Origin of the sequence: Terrisphaera buseokensis (assembly GCF_047521145.2) — a bacterium.
Lineage (GTDB): Bacteria > Verrucomicrobiota > Verrucomicrobiia > Opitutales > Opitutaceae > ER46.
In genome coordinates, this window is record NZ_CM134186.1 from 3,396,624 (window position 1) to 3,418,381 (window position 21,758).

Genomic DNA, 21,758 nt, shown 5'->3' on the forward strand with positions numbered 1-21,758 from the left:
TGCCGTGGGCCCGCGGCGTCTCGTTCACTCCTTGCGCATCGCGAACGGCGCGATCGTGCGGCCGGTGTGATGACGCCAGAACCAGCGCGCCATGGCCGGCAGCAGAATGATGGCGCCGACCATGTTCACCAGGAACATGAACGTGAGCAGCAGGCCCATGTCGGCCTGGAATTTCAGGTTCGAAAACACCCAGGTGCTGACGCCGATCGCGAGCGTGAGGCCCGTGAACACCACGGCGGCGCCGGCATCCTTCAACGCGGCGAACATCGATTCCTCGAAGTACTCCCCGGCGTCGAGCGACGCCTGCAGCCGCGCAAAGATATAGATGCCGTAGTCGACGCCGATGCCGACGCCGAGCGCGACAACGGGGAGCGTCGACGTCTTCAACCCGATGCCGAGGTAAACCATCAGCGCGTACGCGAGGTAGCTGACGATCGCCAGCGGCAGCACGATGCAGAGCGCGGCGCGGATGGAGCGGAAGGTGATCAGGCACAGCGCGATCACCGCGCCGAAAACCCACAGGAGGATCGGCTTTTCCGCCGCCGCGACGACTTCATTGGTCGCGGCCATCACGCCGGCGTTGCCGCTCGCGAGGAGAAACCGCGCCTTGGGCGACGGGTGCTCGGCGGCAAAGGCCTTCACCGCGGTCGTGACGGCGCGAAGCGTCTCGGCCTTGTGATCGGTCAGGTAAATCACGATCGGCATCACGCTGCCGTCCGCGTTGAGCAGGCCGGAGGACGTTTCGATCGGCGCGACCGCCTGCGCCAGGGCCTGCTGGTTGCGCGGCAGAATCCGCCACTTGAGCGAGCCTTCGCTGAAGCCGGCGTTCACCAGCTTCGCGCGTTCGGGCAGGGAAATCACCGACTGCACGCCCGGCACCTGGCGGATCCGGCCCTCGAACTCATCCATCAACGCCACGACCTCGTAGTCGACGCAGCCATTGGGCACCGTCTCGACGATCACGGAAAGGACGTCGACGCCGATGCTGAATTTCGCGGTGATGACGCGCGTGTCGGTGTTGTAACGGGAATCCTGATGCAGCTCGGGCACGCCGGCCTGGGTGTCGCCGATCCGGACCTCGGTCGATTTCCAGTACGCCCAGGCGCCGATCAGCAGGCAGACGACGATGATGATACGCGACGGCCGCGGTTTCATTTCCCGCGCGAGGCGGTTCCAGCGCGCGTCCGCACGCTCCCGGCGCACCGCGACCCAGGTGGCGTAGGACGGCGGCAGGCGCAGGTACGACAGCCAGATCGGCAGGAGGAAGAAGTTGGTAAGAACGATCACGGTCACGCCGAGACTGGCGGTGATCGCCAGCTCCTGGATCGTGGGAATCTTGATCACGAGCATCGTGAGGAAGCCGACAGTGTCGGTCATCAGCGCCACAATGCCCGGCGCGATCAGCTGCATGAACGCCGCCCGCGCCGCGGTGCGTCCGTCCTGGCCTTTGAACACCTCGATGCGGAACGTGCAGATTTTCTGCACGCCGTGGCTCACGCCGATGGCAAAGACGAGGAACGGCACGAGGATTGAGAAGGGATCGATGCCGTAGCCGAGCGCAGTGAGCATGCCCAGCTGCCACACCACGGCGACGAGTGAGCACACGACCGGGGCGAGCGCGAGTTTCCACAAGCCGGCGTACCACCAGACCAGCAGCGCGGTGACGACGATGGAGACGCCGAACAGCGTGAGGACGCCGTGGGCGCCGTCGCTCACGTCGCCGATGATTTTCGCGAAGCCGATGATGTGAACCGTGATGGCGCCGTCGCTTTCCTTTTCCACGCGCGTGCGAATGGCCTCCAGTCCCGCCGCGACGCGGGTGTAGTCGATCTTTTCGCCCGTGGCCGGATTCACCTCGAGCAGCTGGGCGCTCACGATCGCGCCGGTGAAGTCGTTCGCGACCAGCATGCCGAGCCGGCCGGACTTGATGATATTCGCCCGCACGCGCGCAAACGCCGCGGGCTCGGGCTGAAAGTCCGCCGGGATCACGTTGCCGCCGGTGAAGCCGTCCTCAACCACTTCGATGTAGCGGACATTGGGCGTGAACAACGACTGCACCTGCGCGCGATCGACCGCCGGCAGGTAAGTAACCTCGTCCGTGACCTTCTTCAGCTCCGCAAAAAACTCCGGCGTGAAGATTTCGCCCTTCGCGTTCATTAACGCGACCAGCACCCGATTCGCGCCGCCGAAATCGCGCTGATACTTCGTGAACGTCTTGATGTACTCGTGATCGAGCGGGAGCGACTTGTTGAAGCTCGCATCCACCCGCAGCCGGAGCGCCAGCAATCCCATCCCGACGGTCAGCGCCGCGAACACGCACACGAGCGGCGTGCGGTGGCGGAACATCCAGCGGGTGAATTTTTCTAGCATGAGCGGGACGAGGCAGCTGGCGGGTACGGGAGGTGAGACGGAAGGAGGCGGGACGCCGGCGCGCCCGTGGGGGCGATTATGGCTTCGGCATGACGCTGGCTCCGGCCTCGCCGAGCGCGAGGAGGTTGCCGTCGGGGAGTTCGAGGAGTTCGGCCACGCCGGCGGGCGCGGCCTCGACGCGCGGCGTGAAGGTCCGGCCGAGATCGCGGCTGACCCACACCGTGCGCGACTGGCCGGCGAGCACGACGGTGTCGCCCTTGAGTTTCACTGCACTGGCGAGCAGCACGGGCTCGGGCATCGAGATTTGCTGCCAGGTCCGACCCTCGTCCTCGCTGCGAAAAACGTGGCCGCGCAGGCCGTACGCGAGCAGCGCGCCGCGTTCAAGCGGCAGCACGCCATAGAACGATCCGGTATATGCAACGCTCAGCGGGGTCCACGTCGTGCCGCTGTCGGCCGACCGCAGCAGCGTGCCGCGTTCACCGGCGACGTAGAGCACGCCGCCCGGTCCGCGGGTGATGCGATTCAAATGAAAATCGTCCGCGGCGATCGTTCGCTTGGTCCACGTGGCGCCGCCGTTGGTGGTGCTCAGGTAGGCGCCGTAGGCCCCGACGGCGATCACGCGTTGCGCGTCGAGCGCGAGGACATCGAGGAACGAGTCCGCGAGCGATTCGCCCTGGTATTGTTTCACCCACGTGCGACCGGCGTCGGTCGTCGCCCAGATCTGGGCGTCGTGGCCCACGGCCCAGCCGTGACGGGGGGCGGTGAGGGTCGCGAAACTCACGCCCGTGAGCGTGGCGCGGGCCGGGCCCGCGGCGGGGTGCCACGAGCGGCCGTTGTCCTCCGACCGAAGAATCGCGCCGCGTTCGCCGACCACGATGACCTCGCTGCCGATCACCGTGCCGTCGAGGAGGAGAACGCTCGCCGAACGATCGGCGGCGAGGGCCGACGCAAGGGCGGCGAGGAACAGGAGCGGACCGAGTCGCAGCGTGGAAAGGAAACTCATGGCGGATGGGACGCGGTGAAGCGCGCGTCCCCGGCCCGGCCGCAAGCGGCCGTTGCGTTTATCGCAGGCCCTCCCGGCGCAGGGAGTCCGGCGTGTAATCCGCGGGCGTCCGCTTGATGGTGAAATCGTACATCGGGTTTTCGTTATCGAGGCCGATCGCCAGGTAGCGGCCGTTCTGCAGATCAAGATGCACCTCGAGCGTGCTCCAGAAGGTCTGCACATCGTAATAGTTGATGCAGTGGGCCTCCGACACGCGCCACATCTGGCCGCGGCCGTCGTACTGGTCGGCAATCAGGATCTGCCAGGAATCCTCGTCGATGTAGAAGGTGCGGCGGCTGTAGAGATGCGACGTGCCGGACTTCAACTTCGCCTCGAGCACCCAGACGCGGTGCAGTTCATAGCGAGCGAGATCTTGGTTCGGGTGCAGCGGCTTCAGGATATCGGCCACCTTGAGTTTGTCGCTGTGCAGCTTGTACGCGTTGTACGGCACGATCAGCTCCTTCTTGCCGACGAGCGTCCACTCGTAGCGATCCGGCGCGCCGTTGAACATGTCGTACTGATCCGTGGTGCGCTGGCCGTCGGCGTTGGTGCCGGGATTGTCGTAGGCGATGTTGGGCGCGCGGGTGACGCGGCGGCGGCCGGCATTGTAGACCCAGGCGCGGCGCGGCTCCTTCACCTGATCCATCGTTTCGTGGCCAATCAGGATGCTGCCCGCCACCCGGGCCGGTGCGACCGCCGCCTGCTTGAAATAGATCAGCGTGTTGGAGTCCTCAAGCTCCTTGCTGGTGATGTCGGGCCGCGAGTAGTTGAAGACGAACTCATCCTCGAGCTTCACGAGTTGGTAACCGCCGCCGCGCTCGACCGCCGCCTGGTCGATGCGGCGCATCACCGCGTCGCCGCGGTACCGGGTGAGAAAATTCCAGAGGACCTCGAGGCCGTTCTGGGGAATGGGAAACGGCACGCCGACGGTTGAGCCGCTGAGGCCGTTGCCGTTGGATACCAGCTTCGCCGTCGCGAGGTTCTTGCGAGTCGCGTCGTACACGCGCTGGGGATTCGAGAAGCTTCGCCGGGTGGGGTAGACCGCGAGCTTGTAGTTCGGATACGCCTTCAGCACGGCGAGGTGGCCGGCCGAAAGTTTCGCCTCGTACTGCGCTGCATTCGCGGGCGTCACCGTGTACAACGGCTGGTCGGCCGCGAATGGATCGGGATGATGCGCGCCCGGTTTGTATCCCGCCGGCGGAGTCTGAATGCCGCCGGTCCAGGCCGGGATCGAGCCGTCGGCATTGGCCGCGACCTCGGCACCGAGGGGCGAGAGATCCTTGCCGAGGCGGGCGGCGTCGGTGTCGCTGACGGCGGCGGACGCGCCGGCGGCCAGCACGAGGAAAGCGGAGGAAAGGCGGAAGGGGTTCATCGGCAGCGATGGTTCAGAAGGAATATTTCACCGTGGTCGCGAAGTAGTCGCGATCGGCGAGGAGGTTGAAGCGGCCCGCGCCGAAGAAGTTCACGTAGCGCAGCTCGAGCGACCACGCGTTGCGGTAGTTGAACTCGACCGCGAGGTTCACGCTCTTGCGCCCGCGCACGTAGTTGCCGAGGGGCAGGGGCGTGTTGCCGCTGACATCATGCGTGAATGCCACCGTCGGCTGCAGGTTCACATTCGGGAGGACGTTGTTGTACTCGAGCCGGCCGAGCACCTGGTAACCCCAGGAGAAATCGTCCGCGAACGCCGAGGCGGGCGTGGCCAGAAACTGCGGGAAGCCCGCGGAGTTCATGGCCGACTGCAATCCGCCGGTGAACGAACCCGGGCCGTCGTAACGCAGCACGTTTTTGTCCGGCAGATTCGCCCATACGCCGCCGGCCTCGCCGACGAGCGTGAATTGCTGCGAGCCGAGGATCGGACCGAAGACCTTCGTCAGGGTCGACTGGGCGGACCACACGCGGTGACGCCGGTAGCCGGGGACCTCGCGGCCGTACTGGCCGAGGTAGTTTCCAATCTGGTTGCTCGCGCCGAACTGCGGGGCGAGCGACGAGAGGGCGGCGAAGAGCAGTTCGACGTCGTCGACCTGCAGCGGTACGCTGTTCTTCAGCGAAATCTCGCCCTGCCACGAAATGCCCGTCTTGCCGATTGAGGTGTTGAAGCTCGCGCCAAACAGATTCAGGCCCTCAGGAAACTCGGTGAAGTAGCGTCCCGACGCGGCGGCCGTGAGCAGCGCGATCTGCCGCGCCCCCGCGATCGCCGCCTGCACCGGCGCGCTCTGCAGCGTGGCGAGTTCCGTCGCGGTGAGCGTCTGCGGCGCGAGTTGCGAGCGCACGATCAGTTGGAAAATCGCCGCCGCCTGGGGGCCGGCTTGGGCGGCCGGCACGCCGCCGCGGATGAACGCCGCCGTGAGCGGTCCGGTGAGGTCGGTGTTGACGGGCGTCGTCGGCGTGCGGGCGCTGATGACCGGCGATCGGCTGTGATAGCGGGCGAACGTGAGGCCAAACTCGGTGTTGTTCAGGCCGGGGGCGAGCACGCGCGTGGCGAGGCCGAACTGGTTGAAGTTGCCGCCTTCGCGATCCTTTTCGCGGCCGATGCCGCCGATCGTGCTGCCGAGGTCGGCGACGCTGCCGAAGCCGAGCCAGACAGTGTTGCCGCCGCGGGTGGCAAAATCATTGGACGAAAAATACGTGCCCGCCGGCTCGAGTTCGTTGCGTCGGAATTCGAGCAGCCAGAATGGCTCGATCGTGATGTTAGGCGTCAACCCGAGCGAGGCCTTGACCATGTTGACCGGCAGAAATGCCTCCTTCAGCTCGGCGCCCGGGACGCGCAGTTTCGAGAGGTCGACCGCGTTGACGACATTGATGCCGTTCGGGATGAACGTGCTTTCACCGAGGCTCAGCACCTGGCGGCCGATGCGGACATCGAGCGGCATGTTGTTCGAGAGCGTGAATTTCGCCCGCGCATACAAATCGAGCAGCTCGGCGCCCTTCACCACGCGGTCTTTCGCTTGATCGGAGAGCGGCGTGCGGCGCGTGTCGTCCGCCTTGAAGTCGTAGAACCAGTAACCGCGGACGAGCGCGCCGAAATTCCGGTACTTCAACTCCAGGTCGTGATTGCCCTTGATGAGTTCGGAGACCCAGCCCTTGCCATAGTTCAAATTGCCGTCGTCGGTGTTGACGGAATTCTGCCTGCCCGGAGTGCCGTTGAAGCTGTTGCTCGTGCCGTAGAAATCGGCGTCCGGATTTTTCAACCGGTACAATCCGCCGAACGAGAGCGTCGAATCGAAGCTGCCTTTCACTTCGCCCATGCTAAACTGGAGTCCCAGTGCGGCGGGAGCGCTCAGCGCGACGGCTGCGACCGTGGCTAGCGTGGCGCGCCAGCGGCGCGAGACTTCACGGGAAGACGGGTGGTCATTCATGAGGTTTTGCAGGAGAGTTCGGGCCGGGCTAAGGGCGGAATAAGAGGCAGGTTCACCGCGCTTCCGCCTTCGGATATCCAGACAAAGAGGCCGCCCTCGCCTCGGGCAAGTGCGAATGTCATAAGGCGGATAACGATATTTACTCAGTTGCAATAAGCCCGATCGTGTCCAGCGGGCGGCGACGGGCTTTGACGTTCCGATTTTTTCCGTAACGTTGCGGATTCGATTCATGCAGGTCGCAACTCACATCCACGTCAAAGGTGCCCGGGAGCACAACTTGAAGAACCTCGAGTTGCGCATTCCGCGGGGAAAACTGGTCGTGGTCACCGGTCCCAGCGGCTCGGGCAAGTCGTCGCTCGCCTTCGACACCATTTATGCGGAGGGCTATCGCAAATACATCGAGTCGCTGAGCACGGCCGCGCGGCAGGTGCTGGATCAACTCAAGCGGCCGGACGTCGACTTCATCCACGGCCTGTCCCCCGTGCTGGCAATCGAGCAGCGCACCGGCGCGGGCGGTCCCCGCAGCACGATCGCGACCGCGACGGAGATCGCCGACTACGCGCGGCTGCTGTGGGCGTTGGCCGGCACGCAGTTGTGTCCGAAGGACGGCGGCCGGGTGGTGCAGCGGTCGCTCGACGACAACGTGCAGCGCGTGCTGGCGGAGTGCGCCGGCGAGCGCGTGATGCTGCTCGCGCCGTTCATGCGGGCGAAGCCGAGCGTGCTGCGCGACGAACTGCCGCGGCTCCGGCAGCGTGGGTTTCAACGCGTGCGGCTCGACGGTGAGATCAAGAATCTCGATGACGCGCGCCTCGTGCCCACGGGCGCGGGCACGCGCGAACTCACGGTCGATCTCGTGCTCGATCGCCTGGTCGCGACGGTGGACCAACGCAGCCGGCTCGCCGACTCGCTCGAGCTCGCGTTTCGCGAAGGCAAGGATCGCGCGATCGTGCTGGCGCAGAAAAGCGCCGACGCGCCGTGGCGCGAGCTGGCGCTCAGCCAGTCGCTGTCGTGCGAGCTGTGCGGCGATGTGTTTGAGCCGCTCGCGGCGCGTCAGTTTTCCTTCAACCACCGTGAGGGTGCGTGCCCGACCTGCGACGGTCTCGGCCGCAAACTGAAGTTCGTGCCCGAGCTGGTCATTCCGGATCCCGACAAATCCGTGCGCGAAGGGGCGATCAAGCCGTGGCGCATCGGCGGAAAAAATCTCATCATCAAGCACAACGCGCTGCTGAAACAGCTCGCCGAGCAGCTGCCATTCGATGCCGACGTGCCCTGGAAGAAACTGCCCGAGCAGACCCGCGGGCTCCTGTTGTACGGCGCGGGCGAGCGGCAGTTTGCGTTCAAGATGCGCCGCATGCGCGAGGCGAAGGCGATGCCGTTTGCGGGCATCATCGCAGATCTCGAGGAAAGTTTCCGGCACACCGACAGCGAGGGATTCCAGGCGCGGCTCACGACCTACATGGTGAGCGGCGAGTGCCCGGAGTGTCGCGGTACGCGGCTGAACGCGCGGAGCGGGGCGGTGATGATCGAAACCGGAAACCGGAAACCGGAGATCGGAAACGTCGAATCTTCGGACGCGACGCGTATCGGTACCGAGGTTACTCGCTCCGGGCCTCCGGTCTCCGGTTTCCGGTTTCCGGTCAGTCTTAGCTTTCCTTCCTTCATGGCTCTGGACGTGGCCGAGGCCCATGCGTTTGCCCAGGAGCTCGTGGCGACGCACGGCGGCAATGCGGCGCTGCGCGAGGTGGTCACCGGCGTGGAACAGCGGCTGCATTTCCTGCTCGAGACCGGACTCGGTTACCTGACACTCGAACGCGACTTCGGCACGTTGTCCGGCGGTGAAGCACAACGCGTGCGCCTCGCGACGCAGCTCGGCATGGGACTCGTGGGCGTGATCTACGTGCTCGATGAGCCGAGCATCGGGCTGCATCCGCACGACAATCAGAAGCTGCTCGAGACCATCACGGCGTTGCGGGACCGAGGGAACACGGTGCTCGTGGTTGAGCACGACGAGGACACGCTGCGCGCCGCGGATGAGATCATCGAACTCGGACCGGAGGCCGGCACCGAGGGCGGCCAACTGCTCTTTCAAGGCACACCCGCGGCCTGCATGTTGCTGCCGGCAAACGTCTCGCGGACCGGTCCGTACCTGGCGCGCAAACTCGCCGTGGTGCGCGATGCGAAACAGAAGGAGCCGGACGGCGCCTGGCTCACGGTGCGCGATGCGCGCGCGAACAATCTGCGCGGCATCGACGCGAAGTTCCCGATCGGCTTGCTGACGTGTGTCACGGGTGTCAGCGGGTCGGGCAAGAGCACGCTCGTGCTCGACATCCTTGCCGCCCAGGCCGCGCGCAAGCTCAACGGGGCGAAATCGCTCCCGCTGAAGCACCGGCATATCGAGAACCTCGATTTCTTCGAGAAGCTCGTGCAGGTCGATCAGGAACCCATCGGCCGCAGCCCGCGCTCGAATCCCGCGAGCTACGTCGATCTGCTGCCGCTGCTGCGCGATCTCTATGCGCAGGTGCCGCTCGCCAAGGTGCGCGGCTACAAGCCCAGCCGGTTTTCGTTTAATGTCCGCGGCGGCCGGTGCGAGCGCTGCCAGGGTGACGGTGCCATCCAGCTCGACATGCAGTTCATGCCGGATGCCTACGCACCGTGCCCGAGTTGCGGCGGCCGGCGCTTTAACCGCGAAACGCTCGAGGTGCTGTTCCACGGCAAGTCCATCGCCGACGTGCTCGACCTGACCGTGCGCGAGGCGATCAAGCTCTTCCGCAACATTCCCCGCGTGATCGACAAACTCGAGACGCTCGACGCCGTCGGCCTCGGTTATCTCACCCTCGGCCAGTCCTCGACGACGCTGTCCGGCGGCGAGGCGCAACGCATCAAGCTGTCGCTGGAGTTGAGCAAGCGGCTGCAGGGGTCGACCCTCTACATTCTCGACGAGCCGACGACGGGGCTACACTGGACCGACATCCAGAAACTCATGGATCTGCTGTTCAAGCTGCGCGACGCCGGCAACACCGTCATCGTCATCGAGCACAACCTCGACGTCATCCATCTCGCGGACTGGCTCATCGACCTCGGGCCGGGCGGCGGCCGGACGGGCGGCGATCTGATTTTTGCCGGCACCCGCGCCGAGATCGAAACCTGTGCCGCCTCCCTGACGGGCGCGGCTTTGAAGCGCTGGCGGACTGCGAGCAAGTAGCGACTGGGGGCCAAGGGGTCCCTGCAACAGGGAGTTTCCCCACGCCGCGCTGACGGCAAATAGTCGACTCCAGCCTGCAACCGACGGTTGTCGCCAGGGTCCATGGAGGCTTGGGTATCCGCCCAACCCACCTCGTGCTGATCGACTCCATGAAGCCTCCCGTTTCCGTGCTGAACGCGGCGCAGCGCCACACGCGCGAGCTCCTGCTGTGTGGCTCGCCGGATGCGACGCTGGAGTGGCGGGCCGTGCGATCCTTGTTGGATGCCATTGCGGACTGTCACTGGGCGGCGAACGGCGATTACAAGGCGATGCTCGACGGCCGCGAATTGATCCTGCGCCCCGCCGCGAGCAAGGACGTGCCGCCGGGTGACGCGCGGACGGAGATCCGGCTTTTCGTTGAGCAATGGGAGCACGCTCAACTCGCGGCCGAGGCGAAGTCCGCGGAGTGAGTGTCAGCCCGTGCGCTGCGTTAGGGGACGAGCCAGACGTAGGCCGCGACGCTCGCGAGCGCGCCGCTGGCCGCGAGTAGCAGACCGCTCACGAAGCGTCGTTTGACGAAGTAGATCAGCACCATGCCGGTGAGCGATACGATCACCATCAGCACGGCCGACGCGTCCACCACGACCGACCAGCCGCGACCGGAGTCACGCCCCTTGTGGAGATCGTTGATGATGGCGATGAATCCCATCCGCGTCTCGCTGAGTTCATACGCACCGGTGGCACGGTCGATGACGGCGTCGGCTGCGTAGCCGGGGCCCTTGAACGCGACGGCGCATTGCGCGTCCTCGAGGCGAAACTCGGCGACGAGTCCCTTCACGCCATGCACGCGCCGCAGATGTTCGACCACCTCGAGTTTGGCCACCGCGCTCGTGTCGCCTGGCGTCACCCATTTCCGGTCGAGCGTACCGCGCTGCTGCGTGGTGGCCGCGCGGTCGCCGAAGAACCAGTCGGCGTGGTTCAGCGTGAGGCCCGTGACGGCAAAGAAGAACAGGATGCCGAAACTGGCCATCGAGACATAGATGTGCAGCCAGCGAAACAAAGCCGCGCACCGTCGTTTCCAGTAGCCGGTCAGATGAGCCGGCGGGGCGGAATCGTCAGCGGCCATTGCCCTTGCGACGATAGTCCAACGAAGCCGACGCCAGTTCGAGATTGCCGGGCAAATCCACGTGTTGCGCGCCGCCGGAGAAATCGAGTTCGCGGCGGACCAATTGATGGCTGCCGTGCTCACGGGCGATCTCGATCACCACGGCGTACTTCCCGGCGGGCACCGCCGCGCCGTGACCGTCCTTGCCGTCCCATTTGACCGAATACTTGCCCGGCGCGCGCGTGGCGCTCGAAACCGAGGCGGTGATTTGGCTGCCTTCGGCCATGGCCCGCAGCTGATCGCCGCGATACCAGGAGCGCAAGTCCGGCAGCCAGCGCGGACCGTGAAACCACAGCGCGAGCGTGCGGAGCGGAAACGCGTCCTTGTCCTCGATCCAGATCGCGACAAACGGACGCTTGGCGCGGCCGCCATCGGCGCTGGCGATCTCGAAGTTCACCACCAGTTCGAACGCCGGGTCCCATGCCGCTCCTGCTGACGGCGCGGCATCGTTCGACTTGGTCGCCGCGGCGTGAACGCCGGAATGCAACGCGGCTGGAGGAGTCACGTTCAACTCCGTCCAGCCGGCGCTCGTAAGGCGGCGGCCGTCGTTGAGCAGCAACCGGCACTCCGCGCCCGGGATTGATTGCGCGAGTTTCAGCCCGGCCTCGGGCGTCATGACGCACAGCGCGGTGGCGAGTGCGCCTGCATCCGTCGCGCGCGGGGCCGTCACGGTGGCACTGAGCACGTGGTTGACGGGCCGGCCCGTCCGCGGATCGACGAGATGCGAATACCAGCGACCGCCGATTTCGACGCCACGCCGATAGCCGCCGCTGGTGGCCACGGCGCGGTCGCGCACGGCGACCCGGGTGTCGGGCGCATCGTTTTCGCCGTCGGCCAAGGGATCGGCGAGCGCGACCGTTTCAGTTCCCGTCCCGCGCACCACGAGATCGCCGCCCAGATTGACGACGGTTGTGGCGAGCTTGCCCGCGGTCGCCGCCGCAGTGGCGGCGTGTTCGATGATGTAGCTTTTCGCGAACGAATTCAGCCGCAGGGGCGCGTCCGTGAGATGCGTGGCGGTGCGTTTTTCCGCATCGAGCCGCCAGTGGGTTTGCCGGACCGCGGCCACGGCGGCGGCGAGTTCCCCGGTGGTGGGCACGCGTTGCTGCTGCGCCGCGCTTTTCCACAGGCGTCCGGTGACTTCAGCGGCGGCATCGAGTGCGCCGTCGGTGCGTTCGCGCCACTGGTCGAAGAGCGCCAGCACCTCGAACAATTCAGCCGACACCGGCCGGGGCTCGTTGCGCGTGCCGATCCAGCGGCTGAATTCGCTCGTCGCGTCGTAGCCGCTGAGAATCGTGGCGAGCCGATCAATCTCGGCGAGCGCCGCGGTTTCCGCGCGACGGGCGTCGGGCTCGGAGCGCGCGGCGAACTTCAGTTCGAGCGACGTTCCGAGCACGTGCTCGTGATTGAACGTGTACCAGTTCGTGAGCTCCGCGGCCTGCGCGGCCACAGCGAGACCGAGGCAAAGGACCAGCAGGCGGGGCCAGCAGCCAACACAGCGCTTCATGGGTATAAGGTTCAGCGCCGTTCGTCGCGACCCTTTGGCCGGCCGCCGTCGCGATCGCCACCGGGCGCGCCGCGTTGCACTTGGGCCTGGGCGAGCACCACGAGCTCATCGCGGGTGAGAAAGCCGTCCTTGTTCGCGTCGCCTCGTTCCATCATGGCCGCCATGCGTTCGGGCAATTCATCCTTGGCGAGCTTGCCGTCGGCGTTCTTGTCGAACTGCAGCATCCGGGCGACGACCTCGTCGACATTGCCCGCGCCCTGGCCGTCGCCGGGACCGCCGGGGCCGCCCCGACCACCGAACGCGGGACGCACCTCGTCCTCGGTCAGTTTCCCGTCACCGTTGCGATCGAGTTTCTTCAGGGCGACGGAGGCGTTGGCGAGCTCCGCGGCATCGATCGTGCCGTCACCATTCGCATCGAGGGCCGCGAACATCGGATTCATCCGGGGCGGACCACCGTCGCGGCCGCGGCCGCCTTCGGGACGGCGATCCTGGGCGGTCGAGGTGAGGACGAGCATCGCGGCGAGCGACAGCATCGCGCCGGCACGGCTCCAGATTGGAAAAGAGGGCAGGGCAGGGGTTGAGGTGGACATCATGCAGGGGAGGACGCAGCGCTTGGGGAAGAGTTATACCAATCGCCGTTATTAATTAGACTTTAGGTTGGCGCGCCAGCGTTTACGCCGTCGAGTAGCCAGCCGCGGCCAATCAACTCCGCGACGCGGGCGCTCTCGGTGCGCCACGGTCGCAGCGCGGCGAGCAGATGATCTTCGAGGCGGCGCAGGCTCGGATAGAGTCGATTGCAGATCTGGTCCTTCACCAAGTCACCGAGTTTCTCGACCGGATTGAGTTCTGGGCTATAGGGCGGCAAGGGCAGCAGTCGGACGTTCTTGGGCAAGCGCGGATCAGCGAGTGGCAGGTGGAAGCCGGCCTGGTCTTGGATCACGACATGCAACGCCGCCGGGTCCGTGGCGCCGAGCTGTTGAAGAAACAGCGCATGCACGTCTTGGTCGATGCACGGGGTGAACAGTAGTTCCAGGCGGTTGGCGCCATCGACTTCCAGCGCCTCGTGGAGGTAGCCCCACTGATAACGCGTCGCATACGGGGCGTGCACGCGGACCCCGCGTTGGCCCCAGACCCGACGGATCACGGGCAACAAGCCATAGCGGTGCTCATCGAGCACCCACAACCGCACCGGTTGTCCGGTGCGCGCGGCCGGACCGGCGAGCGCTTCCAGTTTCAGGGGCAGTTCGACTTTGAAGGCCGCGGCTTTCGCGGGATCCTTTTTCGCATGGCTCTTGCGGGGCACTTTGAGCTTACCGCCCAACCGGCGCAGCACCTTGAGGGCACCGCTCTCACTGAGGGTTTTGCGGGTGCGCTTCTTAATCCAAGCTTGGGCGTCCTTCGCTCGCCGGAACTGCCCGGCGGCCAACCGTTCCAGGAACTCGGTTTGCACGGCCCCACGCACGGCCGGCCGGTTTCCCGGCGCCTTGCCCCGCTGCAGCAGAGCGGCCACGCCGCCGGCGACGACCTTGTCCCGATACGTGAACACCGTCTGCCGCGACACATCCGCAATCTTCATGATCTCCGCCACCGTCAGTTCGTGCTGCGCGATCAGCCGCACCACCAGCAGGCGCCGCCGCGCCCAGTCCGGCTGGGACTGCGTCCACGCCGCCTCAATCTGTGCCACCACTTCCTCGCCCAGTTTCGGTAGAGTTCTCGCCATGCCCCCGGACTACTCCAAAGCGACCTGCTTGTATAGTCTAAATGTTAGAGGCTGTTGGTATTAGCTGGTAATTCGGCATGCGGCCTGCAGGCAAGCCGGGATGGGTAACAGCATTGCGCGGACAAGATCGACATTGGTGGCGCTCGCGGTGGGCTGCGCCGCGCTGCACGGCTCAGCCGCGACGGTGCGGGCCGCCGCCAACGAGGTGCAGGTCACGCCAGAGGTCGGCGCGATCTGGGAGGCGCCGGAGCGCGCGTGGTCGGGATCGACCGTGCTGTTGTTGCACGGGTTTGCCGATGATCGGGACGGCGCCGGCGATCTGACCAAGCGGCTGGCAATCGCCCTCGCGGAAAGCGGGATTGCGAGTCTCCGGATCAATTTCCGTGGCGAGGGCGATCGGTTGCGGACGAAGATTGAGTCGACGCTGACGTCGCGGGTGGAAGACACCGCGGCGGCCCACGCGTTCGTGATCCGGCAGGCCGGCGTGGATCCCAAACGAATCGGGGTGGTGGGCTGGAGCCTCGGGGCCGCCACGGCGATTGTTACGGGCGCGCAGTCACCCGCTTGGTTCAAGTCGATGGTGCTGTGGTCGAGCCCGAGCGGCGATCTCTTCGCGCAGCTGACGGCAAAGGATCCGGGCAAGGCCGCGCTGCGGGACGGACAGGCGACTGAGGATATTCCCGGCTGGAAGGCGATCACCACTCAGCGTTCCTACTACGAGAGCTTCCGGGGCGTGAACCTGGACGAAAAGCTCGCGCGTTATCCGGGCGCGTTCCTCGCCGTGCGGGGCACCATGGATTTCCTGCCGCCGCGGGACGCCGACCTCGTGGCCATCGCGCGCGGGCGTCCCGCCGAGGCAGTCCTGCTCGGCGGCGCGGATCACATCTTCAATGTCTTCCAGCCGGAACTCGGCCACGCCACGCGCGCGGTGGAGGTGACCGTCGCGTGGCTGGTCCGAACCTTGTAACGCGCGCCGTCACGGCGCCGGCTGCGGCACTTTTGCGATGCGATCGATGGCGTAGCCTTGGGCCGCGGCGCGCTGCAGGATGCTCCGATAGAGCTCGTCCGGCAGCTGGCGGTCTCGCGCGAGAATCCAGATGTAGTTGCGCGAGGGATGTCCGACCACGGCCCAGCGATAATCGGGATCGAGGTCGATGATCAGATAGGCCAACCGCACGGGCCAGATGAACTGCACGCGCCACTCGGCATTCGTGGTCTTGTCGTGCACCCAGGCGACGCCTTTCCACTGCTCCTCGGGCGCGTCGAACGAGCCGCGCCGGAAAACAAAGATGTTGTCGAAGCGTCCGTCGGGCCGCCGCGCATACCGATCGAGCGTCGCGACTTTGCCCTTCTCCAAAAAATACGGGATGTGCGCGATGACGTTCCAGTCACCGAGATAACGATCGAGGTCGACCTGCGGCACGGTGCGAAGCGGTGGAAGTTTCATGGTGGTGCAGCCCGAGAACAGGGCGAGGCAGGCGAGGGCAACGAGGTGGCGAATCATGGTGGCGTGGACTGCTACGGGCGGAGCGGCCCGCGGGATGCGAGGGCGTCACGTTATGGACCACGTCGGACGGAGGTCGGCCCGGACTTTCGCCAGCAGGGCAGCCTCGCCGCCGGCCACGCGGCGCCGACGGACGGTCCGCCACTTTGGAGCTGGAACCGCCGGTGCGAATCGCAAATCGTCCGACCACCCCGACCGCGCTCACGCCGGTCTCACCCTTCCGGCTGCGCATCGTCGATCCCCTATGAAACGTACCTTCGCCTGGTTTGTCCTCTGTGCCTTGTGGCTGTCGGTCCGAATGACCGCCTCGGCGGCCGACGCCTTCACGCCCGAGGCCGGCTTCGTCAGCCTCTTCAACGGCCGGGACCTCACCGGCTGGTGTTACGCACCGGAGGAAAAATTCGATGGCAAGACTGCCGCGCCGGACGGCCGCTTTTCGGCGAAGGACGGCGTGTTCATCGTGCATCCGAAGGAACCGCGGCTCGCGCAGAAAATCTGGACCACACGGGAATTTCCGCGGGACTTCGTGCTGCGGCTCGAGTTTCGCGCCGCGGTGAACGCCGACAGCGGCATCTTCATCCGCAAGCCGCAGCTGCAGTGCCGCGACTATCTCGTCGCGGGCCCCGATGCCTACAAGACGCTGAAGAAATACCGGCCGCAGGACTGGAATGAAATCGAGATCGTCGTGAAGGACGGCGTCGCCCACTGCACGTGCAACGGGGAACTGCTCACCGCTACGCTCAAGGTGCCGCCGACCGGCCCCATCGGGCTGGAAGCCGATCGCGGCCTGATGGAATACCGGCGCATCCGTCTCAAGGAACTGCCATGAGCGGGCGCGCGGGTTGCAATCGCGTCGCGCCCCGGATCGGTTGCGCGCTGCTGGCGCTGGGCCTCGTCTTCACGGCGCCGACGGCCGCGGCTGCACCGGTGACCGTTGCCATCCGCACGCCGATGCCCGCACCGGAATGGGCCCAACTCGAGCGCCAGTTGATCGCGGAGCAGGTCCCGGCCTGCCGCGAATTCTATGCGAAGTATTTCGACGCGCGCGGCTACCTGCAGTGCTTTGTGCGCTGGGGCGCGAACGACGGACCGGACGATGCCTTCGAGAATTTCAACGGCTGGCCCGAGCTGCACGCGCTCGGGGCCGACGACGACATCCTGCGCCTTTACCTGCAGGGCCACGAAGGCCTGTTGCGCCAGTACACCGAGGCGCGGACCGTCGAGACGCCGATCGCGCGCGACGGCATGTATCATGAGGAGTTCATCGTCCAATCGGACTGGATGCACCACGGCGAGGGCCTGCAGCTCTTCAATCGCATGGGGCTGTCGCTCGGTCTCGCTGACGCCACCTACGCGACGCGGGCCCGCCGCTTCGCGGGTCTGTACATGGGCGAGGCTGCGCACGCGCCCAACTACGACCCGAAGTTGAAACTGATCCGCAGCATGCAGAACGGCAGCAAGGGGCCGATGCTGCGCCCGGCCACGGCGCTCGACTGGGTCGGCGACGCGTTCGACGTGGGCAAGTTTGTGGCGCAGCACGGCGAGAGCACGTACGCGCAGTTTCGCGCGCACTATGCCGAGTACACCGACGTCGCCGGCGATCACTTTCTGAATCTCGGCGCAACGGTGCTGCCAACGGTGGCGTTTCTTGTGAGTAACGAGCCCAAGTACCGGCAGTGGATTGTGGGCTACCTCGACGCCTGGCTCGAGCGCATGCGCCGCAACGGCGGTGTGATTCCCAGCTTCGTGGATTATCGCGACGGCTCGATCGGCGGACCGGAGAAGAAATGGTGGGGCAACGCGTACGGCTGGGGCTTTTCGCCGATCAATCCGGTCACGGGCCGGCGGGAGAACCGCAACCGGATTCCGCGGGCGATGGTGGGGTTCACGCACGCGACCCTGCTCACCGGTGACGCGAAGTACGCGGACGCGTGGCGCACCATGATGGACGCCGTCAACGCCCAGGCACGCAGCGTCGACGGAAAGAAACAGTATCCGACGATGCACGGCGCCGAAGGCTGGTACGGCTGGCAGAGTCAGCCGTGGAACGTGGGCGCGTTGGAATTATGGTACCTGAGCCAGCGTCCGGACGATGCGGCGCGGGTGGGGGACAACGGCTGGCTCGCGTATCTGCAGGGCCAGGACGCGGACTTTCCCGTCGCCGCGTTGCAACGCGATCGCGCAAGCCTCGCGCGCAAGACTGCGGCGTTTCGGGCCGACCGCACGCCGCCCGAACGGCGGCTCGCGGACAACATGCTGAATTGGAATCCCACCACGATCGGCGCGCTCACCCAGCTGACCGAAGGTGGACTGGTGCCCGGACGCGACGGCAGTCTGCTGCTGGCCCGGCTGCGTTATTTCGATCCGGAGCAACGCCGCGCGGGCCTGCCGCCGGACGTCGCGGCGCTGGTGTCCGCGATGACCGACACGTCGACCGTGGTTACGCTGGTGAACCTCGGCGCGACCACCGCACGGAGCGTGATCGTGCAGGGTGGCGCGTACGGCGAGCACCGGATCGCGGCGATCACGATCGACGGCCGGCGACAGGAGGTGGGCGCCAACCATGTCTGGGTCACGCTGGCCCCGGGCAGTGGCGCGAAGGTCACGCTGACGATGCAGCGCTACGCTGAAACGCCGACGATGAGCCTGCCATGGGAACGGAAATAAATACGGGCCGCTCCACCGCACACCGGCAGGCGTGGACGGAGTGTAGCGACGGTTCCCGAACCTTGCCTGTTCTTTGCGCGCTCGCTGGAGTCACGCGTATGATCACGAAAGCACGGCGTGGCGCGTGGGTGGCGGGATTTCTCCTGGGCAACTTCCTGCGCGCGGCGGAACCGACGATCATCGAGCTGTGGCCCGAAGGCGTGCCCGGACTCAAGGCCGATGCGGGTCCGGAAAAGCATGACGGCAACGGGCGCTACTCAAACATTCACCGGCCGACCCTGAGCGTGTTCGCCCCGGCAAAGCCCGCCGGGACCGCCGTGATCTACGCACCGGGTGGCGGCTACGTTCGCGTGGCCGCGGGCGTGAACGGCGGCGAAGTCGTGAAGTGGCTCAACGCCGCCGGCGTGACGGTGTTCATGCTCAAGTATCGGCATGCCGAGTACGGCGCGCCCGCGCCGTTGCAGGATGCCTTGCGCGCGCTGCGCATCGTGCGTTCGCGGGCTGCGGAGTGGGGTGTAAAACCCGACCGCGTGGGCATGCTCGGCGGTTCAGCGGGCGGACATCTCACGGCCAGCGCCGGCACGCTGTTTGACGCGCCCGAAGGCCGGACGGGCGCGACTCTCGACGGCGTGAGCGCCCGGCCCGATTTCATGGTGCTCATCTTTCCCGTGATCACGATGCAGGATCCGTTTGCGCACGGCACCTCGCGGCGCGCGCTGCTCGGCGAAAATCCCGGGGCCGCGGCGCGGACACGCTGGTCGCCCGACGAGCAGGTGACCGCCGCGACCACGCCCACGTTTCTCGTTCACACCACCGAGGACAACGTCGCCGTCGTGGAGAACAGCCTTCTCTTCTTCCAGGCGATGCGCCGCGCCAAGGCGCCGATTGAAATGCATCTGTATCAGCGCGGGCCGCACGGCGCCGGGATGGATCCGAAACTCGGGCCCGTATCCGAATGGCCGCGACTGTGCGAAAAATGGCTTCGGGCGAACGGCTGGCTGACGAACTGAATTCAACCGTGGAAACGCTTCCCACCCACCGGCGCACGGCCGATTGCGCACCGCACATCACCCGGCGCCGGTTCCTCGCCGCCTCGCTGGCCGCCGCGACGGTGCCGTGGATCGTGCGGGGAGCGTCGACGGAGAGTTTTGAAATCGGGCTCGTGGCCGATGCGCAGTACGCGGACATCGACGCGAAGGGCACGCGCTACTACCGCAAGTCGATCGACCGGCTCGGCGCGGCGGTCGAACACTGCAATGGCCGCGAACTGGCGTTCTGCGTGCATCTGGGCGACCTCATCGACAAGGAATGGAGGAGCTTTGACGAGATCACCCGGCCGCTCGCGCGCAGCCGGCATCGCTGGCACCAGCTCCTGGGCAATCACGACTTCGAGGTGATCGACAGCCGGAAAGCGGAGGTGCCGAAACGCCTCGGCATGGCGTGGCGGTACGGATCGTTCGACCACGGGGCGTTTCGCTTCGTGGTGCTGGATACGAACGACGTCAGCCTCTACGCGCACGCCGCCGGCACGGCCGAACAGGCCGCAGCGCAGGCCGAACTGACGCGCCTGCAGGCGGCAAAGGTGCGCCAGGCCAAGACTTGGAACGGCGGACTCGGACCGACGCAGCTGGGGTGGCTGGATCGCACGTGTGGCGAGGCGAAACGCGATGGCCGTCGGGTGATCATCTTTGCGCACCATCCGGTGTTTCCGGACAACGATCACAATCTGTGGAACGCGAGTGCCGTGCTGGCCTTGATCGATCGCCACCCGCAGGTCGTGGCGTGGCTCAACGGGCATAACCACGCCGGGGCGTTCGGCGAGCGGAACGGTGTCCCGTTTCTCACCCTTCGCGGCATGGTGGAGACGGCGGACACGACCGCGTTCGCCACGGCGCGCATTCACGCGGATCGGATTGTCCTTACGGGTCACGGTCGTGAACCCTCGCGCGAGCTGAAATTCCGCGGCTAGGTGGGAATCGGACCCGGGAAGAAACCCCGGCTTTGGTGGCTACGAGCGCCCGCGAGTGGAAACGGACCACTCGCGGGCGCTCGTAGCCACGGGACAATAACCCACCGAACCGTCTCTGCAGGTGCGCGCCCGCAACTATGCGTCCAGCGAGCTAACACCGGGTGACTTGCCGGTGCCGTAGCGGGAGCTTCGTGCTTTCGCAGCGGAAGACGGGAGCTGGAAGCTCCCGCTACTTTTGGGGCGAATCCGACTTTGAGCTGCAACGCGCGCGTCGCGGCCCGCTGGGCCCGGCCCGTTACTTCACCGCGGCCCAGACGCGCTGCACGTCGTCGTTGTCCTCGATTTCCTGCAAAAATTCGCCGACTTCCGCGCGCTGGGTGTCGTCGAGCTCCGGATACATCTTGGCGACGTAGCCCAGTTCGGCGGTCGTGACCGCCCAGCCGTTCTGCTTGAGCCAGGTCGCCACGGAATGAACGGCGGTGCGTTCCGTCAGGAAACGGGCGCCGGCGTGACCGACGGGAATGTCGTCGTTCTGTTCGTGCGAAAGCGCCTCGAACTCGTTGGCGCCCGCTTCGATCGCGGCGGCCTCAAGGTCGGACGCGGCGTCGGTGTGGTGGCCTTCCACGATGCCGACGTGGTCGAAGAGAAACTTGTTGCTGCCGGCGCCGCCGAGCTGGCCCTTCTTGAAGAGGACGCGCAGATCGCTCGAGCTCCGGTTGTGATTGTCGGTCATCACCTCGACAATGACGGGCACCTTGTGCGGCGCGTAGCCTTCGTACACCACGTGCTCGAGTGAGGCGCTTTCGCCGCCGGCACCGGAGCCCTTGGCAATGGCCCGCTGGATGACGTCGCGAGTCACGCTCGCTTTCTTGGCCTTCTCCACCGCGGCAAAGAGCCGGGCATTCGCCTCGAGATCACCGCCGCCCAGTTTGGCGGCGACCGTGATTTCTTTGACGAGCTTCTGGACAACCTGACCCTTCTTCAGGTTGACGATTGCGCGTTTCGCGTGGAGCCATTGACGTCCCATGGGCGCGAGATTGGGAAGCAGCGCGCCGCGGGCAACGCCGAAGTTCGCCGATCAGCTGTTGCAGTCGCCGCTATAGCAAAGCCAGCACATCAGCAGGACGATGACGGAGAATATCGCGACCAGAATCATGTTTAACCAGACAGGGAAAAGGGCGGACTAGGAAAGCTGGAAACAACCAAGCGGGGCGCACGGGCGTGGCCAGACTAAACATCGTCACGATCCGATAAAAGAGCTGGAATATTTTTGAACGTTC

General features: G+C 66.0%; 17 protein-coding genes. 7 read left to right on the forward strand and 10 right to left on the reverse strand.

Translation table 11 applies throughout. The features are described 5' to 3' along the window. Positions 1–24 precede the first annotated feature (24 nt). From ACLJEU_RS12725 to ACLJEU_RS12740, 4 genes are all read right to left on the reverse strand, one after another. Positions 25–2,370: an efflux RND transporter permease subunit gene (locus tag ACLJEU_RS12725; RefSeq protein ID WP_414663120.1), complete on the reverse strand. Its 2,346-nt coding sequence runs from the start codon at positions 2,368–2,370 to the stop codon at positions 25–27. 76 nt (positions 2,371–2,446) lie between these two features. Next, positions 2,447–3,373, reverse strand: coding sequence for a WD40/YVTN/BNR-like repeat-containing protein (locus tag ACLJEU_RS12730; RefSeq protein WP_414663121.1), 927 nt, complete (start codon positions 3,371–3,373; stop codon positions 2,447–2,449). Positions 3,374–3,431: 58 nt separating this feature from the next. Continuing rightward, positions 3,432–4,784 carry a DUF1329 domain-containing protein gene (locus ACLJEU_RS12735; RefSeq protein ID WP_414663122.1) on the reverse strand — a complete coding sequence of 451 codons (1,353 nt, stop codon included), beginning with the start codon at positions 4,782–4,784 and terminating at the stop codon, positions 3,432–3,434. Positions 4,785–4,797: 13 nt separating this feature from the next. After that, entirely contained in the window at positions 4,798–6,768 is a 1,971-nt protein-coding gene (locus ACLJEU_RS12740; RefSeq protein ID WP_414663123.1) for a DUF1302 domain-containing protein, read from the reverse strand. 229 nt (positions 6,769–6,997) lie between these two features. On the opposite strand from ACLJEU_RS12740, the gene uvrA reads away from it, so the two are divergent. Beyond that, positions 6,998–9,970, forward strand: a complete 2,973-nt coding sequence (uvrA, locus tag ACLJEU_RS12745; protein WP_414663124.1) for an excinuclease ABC subunit UvrA — start codon at positions 6,998–7,000, stop codon at positions 9,968–9,970. Positions 9,971–10,119: 149 nt separating this feature from the next. Then, complete coding sequence (locus ACLJEU_RS12750) at positions 10,120–10,419, forward strand: hypothetical protein (RefSeq protein ID WP_414663125.1); 300 nt, start codon at positions 10,120–10,122, stop codon at positions 10,417–10,419. Positions 10,420–10,439: 20 nt separating this feature from the next. On the opposite strand, the gene ACLJEU_RS12755 is transcribed toward ACLJEU_RS12750, so the two are convergent. From ACLJEU_RS12755 to ACLJEU_RS12770, 4 genes are read right to left on the reverse strand one after another with little or no spacing between them, the layout of a single operon-like run. Beyond that, a complete protein-coding gene (locus tag ACLJEU_RS12755; RefSeq protein ID WP_414663126.1) occupies positions 10,440–11,075 on the reverse strand; it encodes a PepSY-associated TM helix domain-containing protein in 636 nt (211 codons plus the stop codon). Then, complete coding sequence (locus ACLJEU_RS12760) at positions 11,065–12,618, reverse strand: DUF2271 domain-containing protein (RefSeq protein ID WP_414663127.1); 1,554 nt, start codon at positions 12,616–12,618, stop codon at positions 11,065–11,067. The genes ACLJEU_RS12755 and ACLJEU_RS12760 overlap by 11 nt, the downstream gene beginning before the upstream one ends. A gap of 11 nt (positions 12,619–12,629) precedes the next feature. After that, positions 12,630–13,211, reverse strand: a complete 582-nt coding sequence (locus ACLJEU_RS12765; RefSeq protein ID WP_414663128.1) for an EF-hand domain-containing protein — start codon at positions 13,209–13,211, stop codon at positions 12,630–12,632. A 59-nt stretch (positions 13,212–13,270) separates the two neighbouring features. Beyond that, positions 13,271–14,338 carry an IS630 family transposase gene (locus ACLJEU_RS12770; RefSeq protein ID WP_457795280.1) on the reverse strand — a complete coding sequence of 356 codons (1,068 nt, stop codon included), beginning with the start codon at positions 14,336–14,338 and terminating at the stop codon, positions 13,271–13,273. 100 nt (positions 14,339–14,438) lie between these two features. On the opposite strand from ACLJEU_RS12770, the gene ACLJEU_RS12775 reads away from it, so the two are divergent. Further along, positions 14,439–15,305 (forward strand): alpha/beta hydrolase family protein, encoded by an 867-nt coding sequence (locus tag ACLJEU_RS12775; RefSeq protein ID WP_414664972.1) that lies wholly within the window; start codon positions 14,439–14,441, stop codon positions 15,303–15,305. Between the two features lie 9 nt (positions 15,306–15,314). Here the strand turns inward: ACLJEU_RS12775 and ACLJEU_RS12780 are convergent, their stop codons facing one another. Next, positions 15,315–15,842 (reverse strand): lipocalin family protein, encoded by a 528-nt coding sequence (locus ACLJEU_RS12780; protein ID WP_414664973.1) that lies wholly within the window; start codon positions 15,840–15,842, stop codon positions 15,315–15,317. A 244-nt stretch (positions 15,843–16,086) separates the two neighbouring features. Between ACLJEU_RS12780 and ACLJEU_RS12785 the strand changes: the two genes are divergently transcribed. The 4 genes from ACLJEU_RS12785 to ACLJEU_RS12800 all read left to right on the forward strand — a co-directional run bounded on the left by ACLJEU_RS12785 (position 16,087) and on the right by ACLJEU_RS12800 (position 20,478). Further along, positions 16,087–16,671, forward strand: coding sequence for a 3-keto-disaccharide hydrolase (locus tag ACLJEU_RS12785; RefSeq protein ID WP_414664974.1), 585 nt, complete (start codon positions 16,087–16,089; stop codon positions 16,669–16,671). Next, on the forward strand, positions 16,668–18,509 hold the full coding sequence (locus tag ACLJEU_RS12790) for a hypothetical protein (protein ID WP_414664975.1): 1,842 nt from the start codon (positions 16,668–16,670) through the stop codon (positions 18,507–18,509). The genes ACLJEU_RS12785 and ACLJEU_RS12790 overlap by 4 nt, the downstream gene beginning before the upstream one ends. Positions 18,510–18,607: 98 nt before the next feature. Further along, the gene (locus ACLJEU_RS12795; RefSeq protein ID WP_414664976.1) at positions 18,608–19,519 is read left to right on the forward strand and encodes an alpha/beta hydrolase; all 912 of its coding nucleotides are present in this window, start codon (positions 18,608–18,610) and stop codon (positions 19,517–19,519) included. Positions 19,520–19,527: 8 nt separating this feature from the next. Further along, positions 19,528–20,478: a metallophosphoesterase gene (locus tag ACLJEU_RS12800; RefSeq protein ID WP_414664977.1), complete on the forward strand. Its 951-nt coding sequence runs from the start codon at positions 19,528–19,530 to the stop codon at positions 20,476–20,478. A gap of 295 nt (positions 20,479–20,773) precedes the next feature. Here ACLJEU_RS12800 and ACLJEU_RS12805 read toward each other — a convergent pair whose 3' ends face one another. Continuing rightward, positions 20,774–21,505 (reverse strand): YebC/PmpR family DNA-binding transcriptional regulator, encoded by a 732-nt coding sequence (locus ACLJEU_RS12805; protein WP_414664978.1) that lies wholly within the window; start codon positions 21,503–21,505, stop codon positions 20,774–20,776. Positions 21,506–21,758 lie beyond the last annotated feature (253 nt).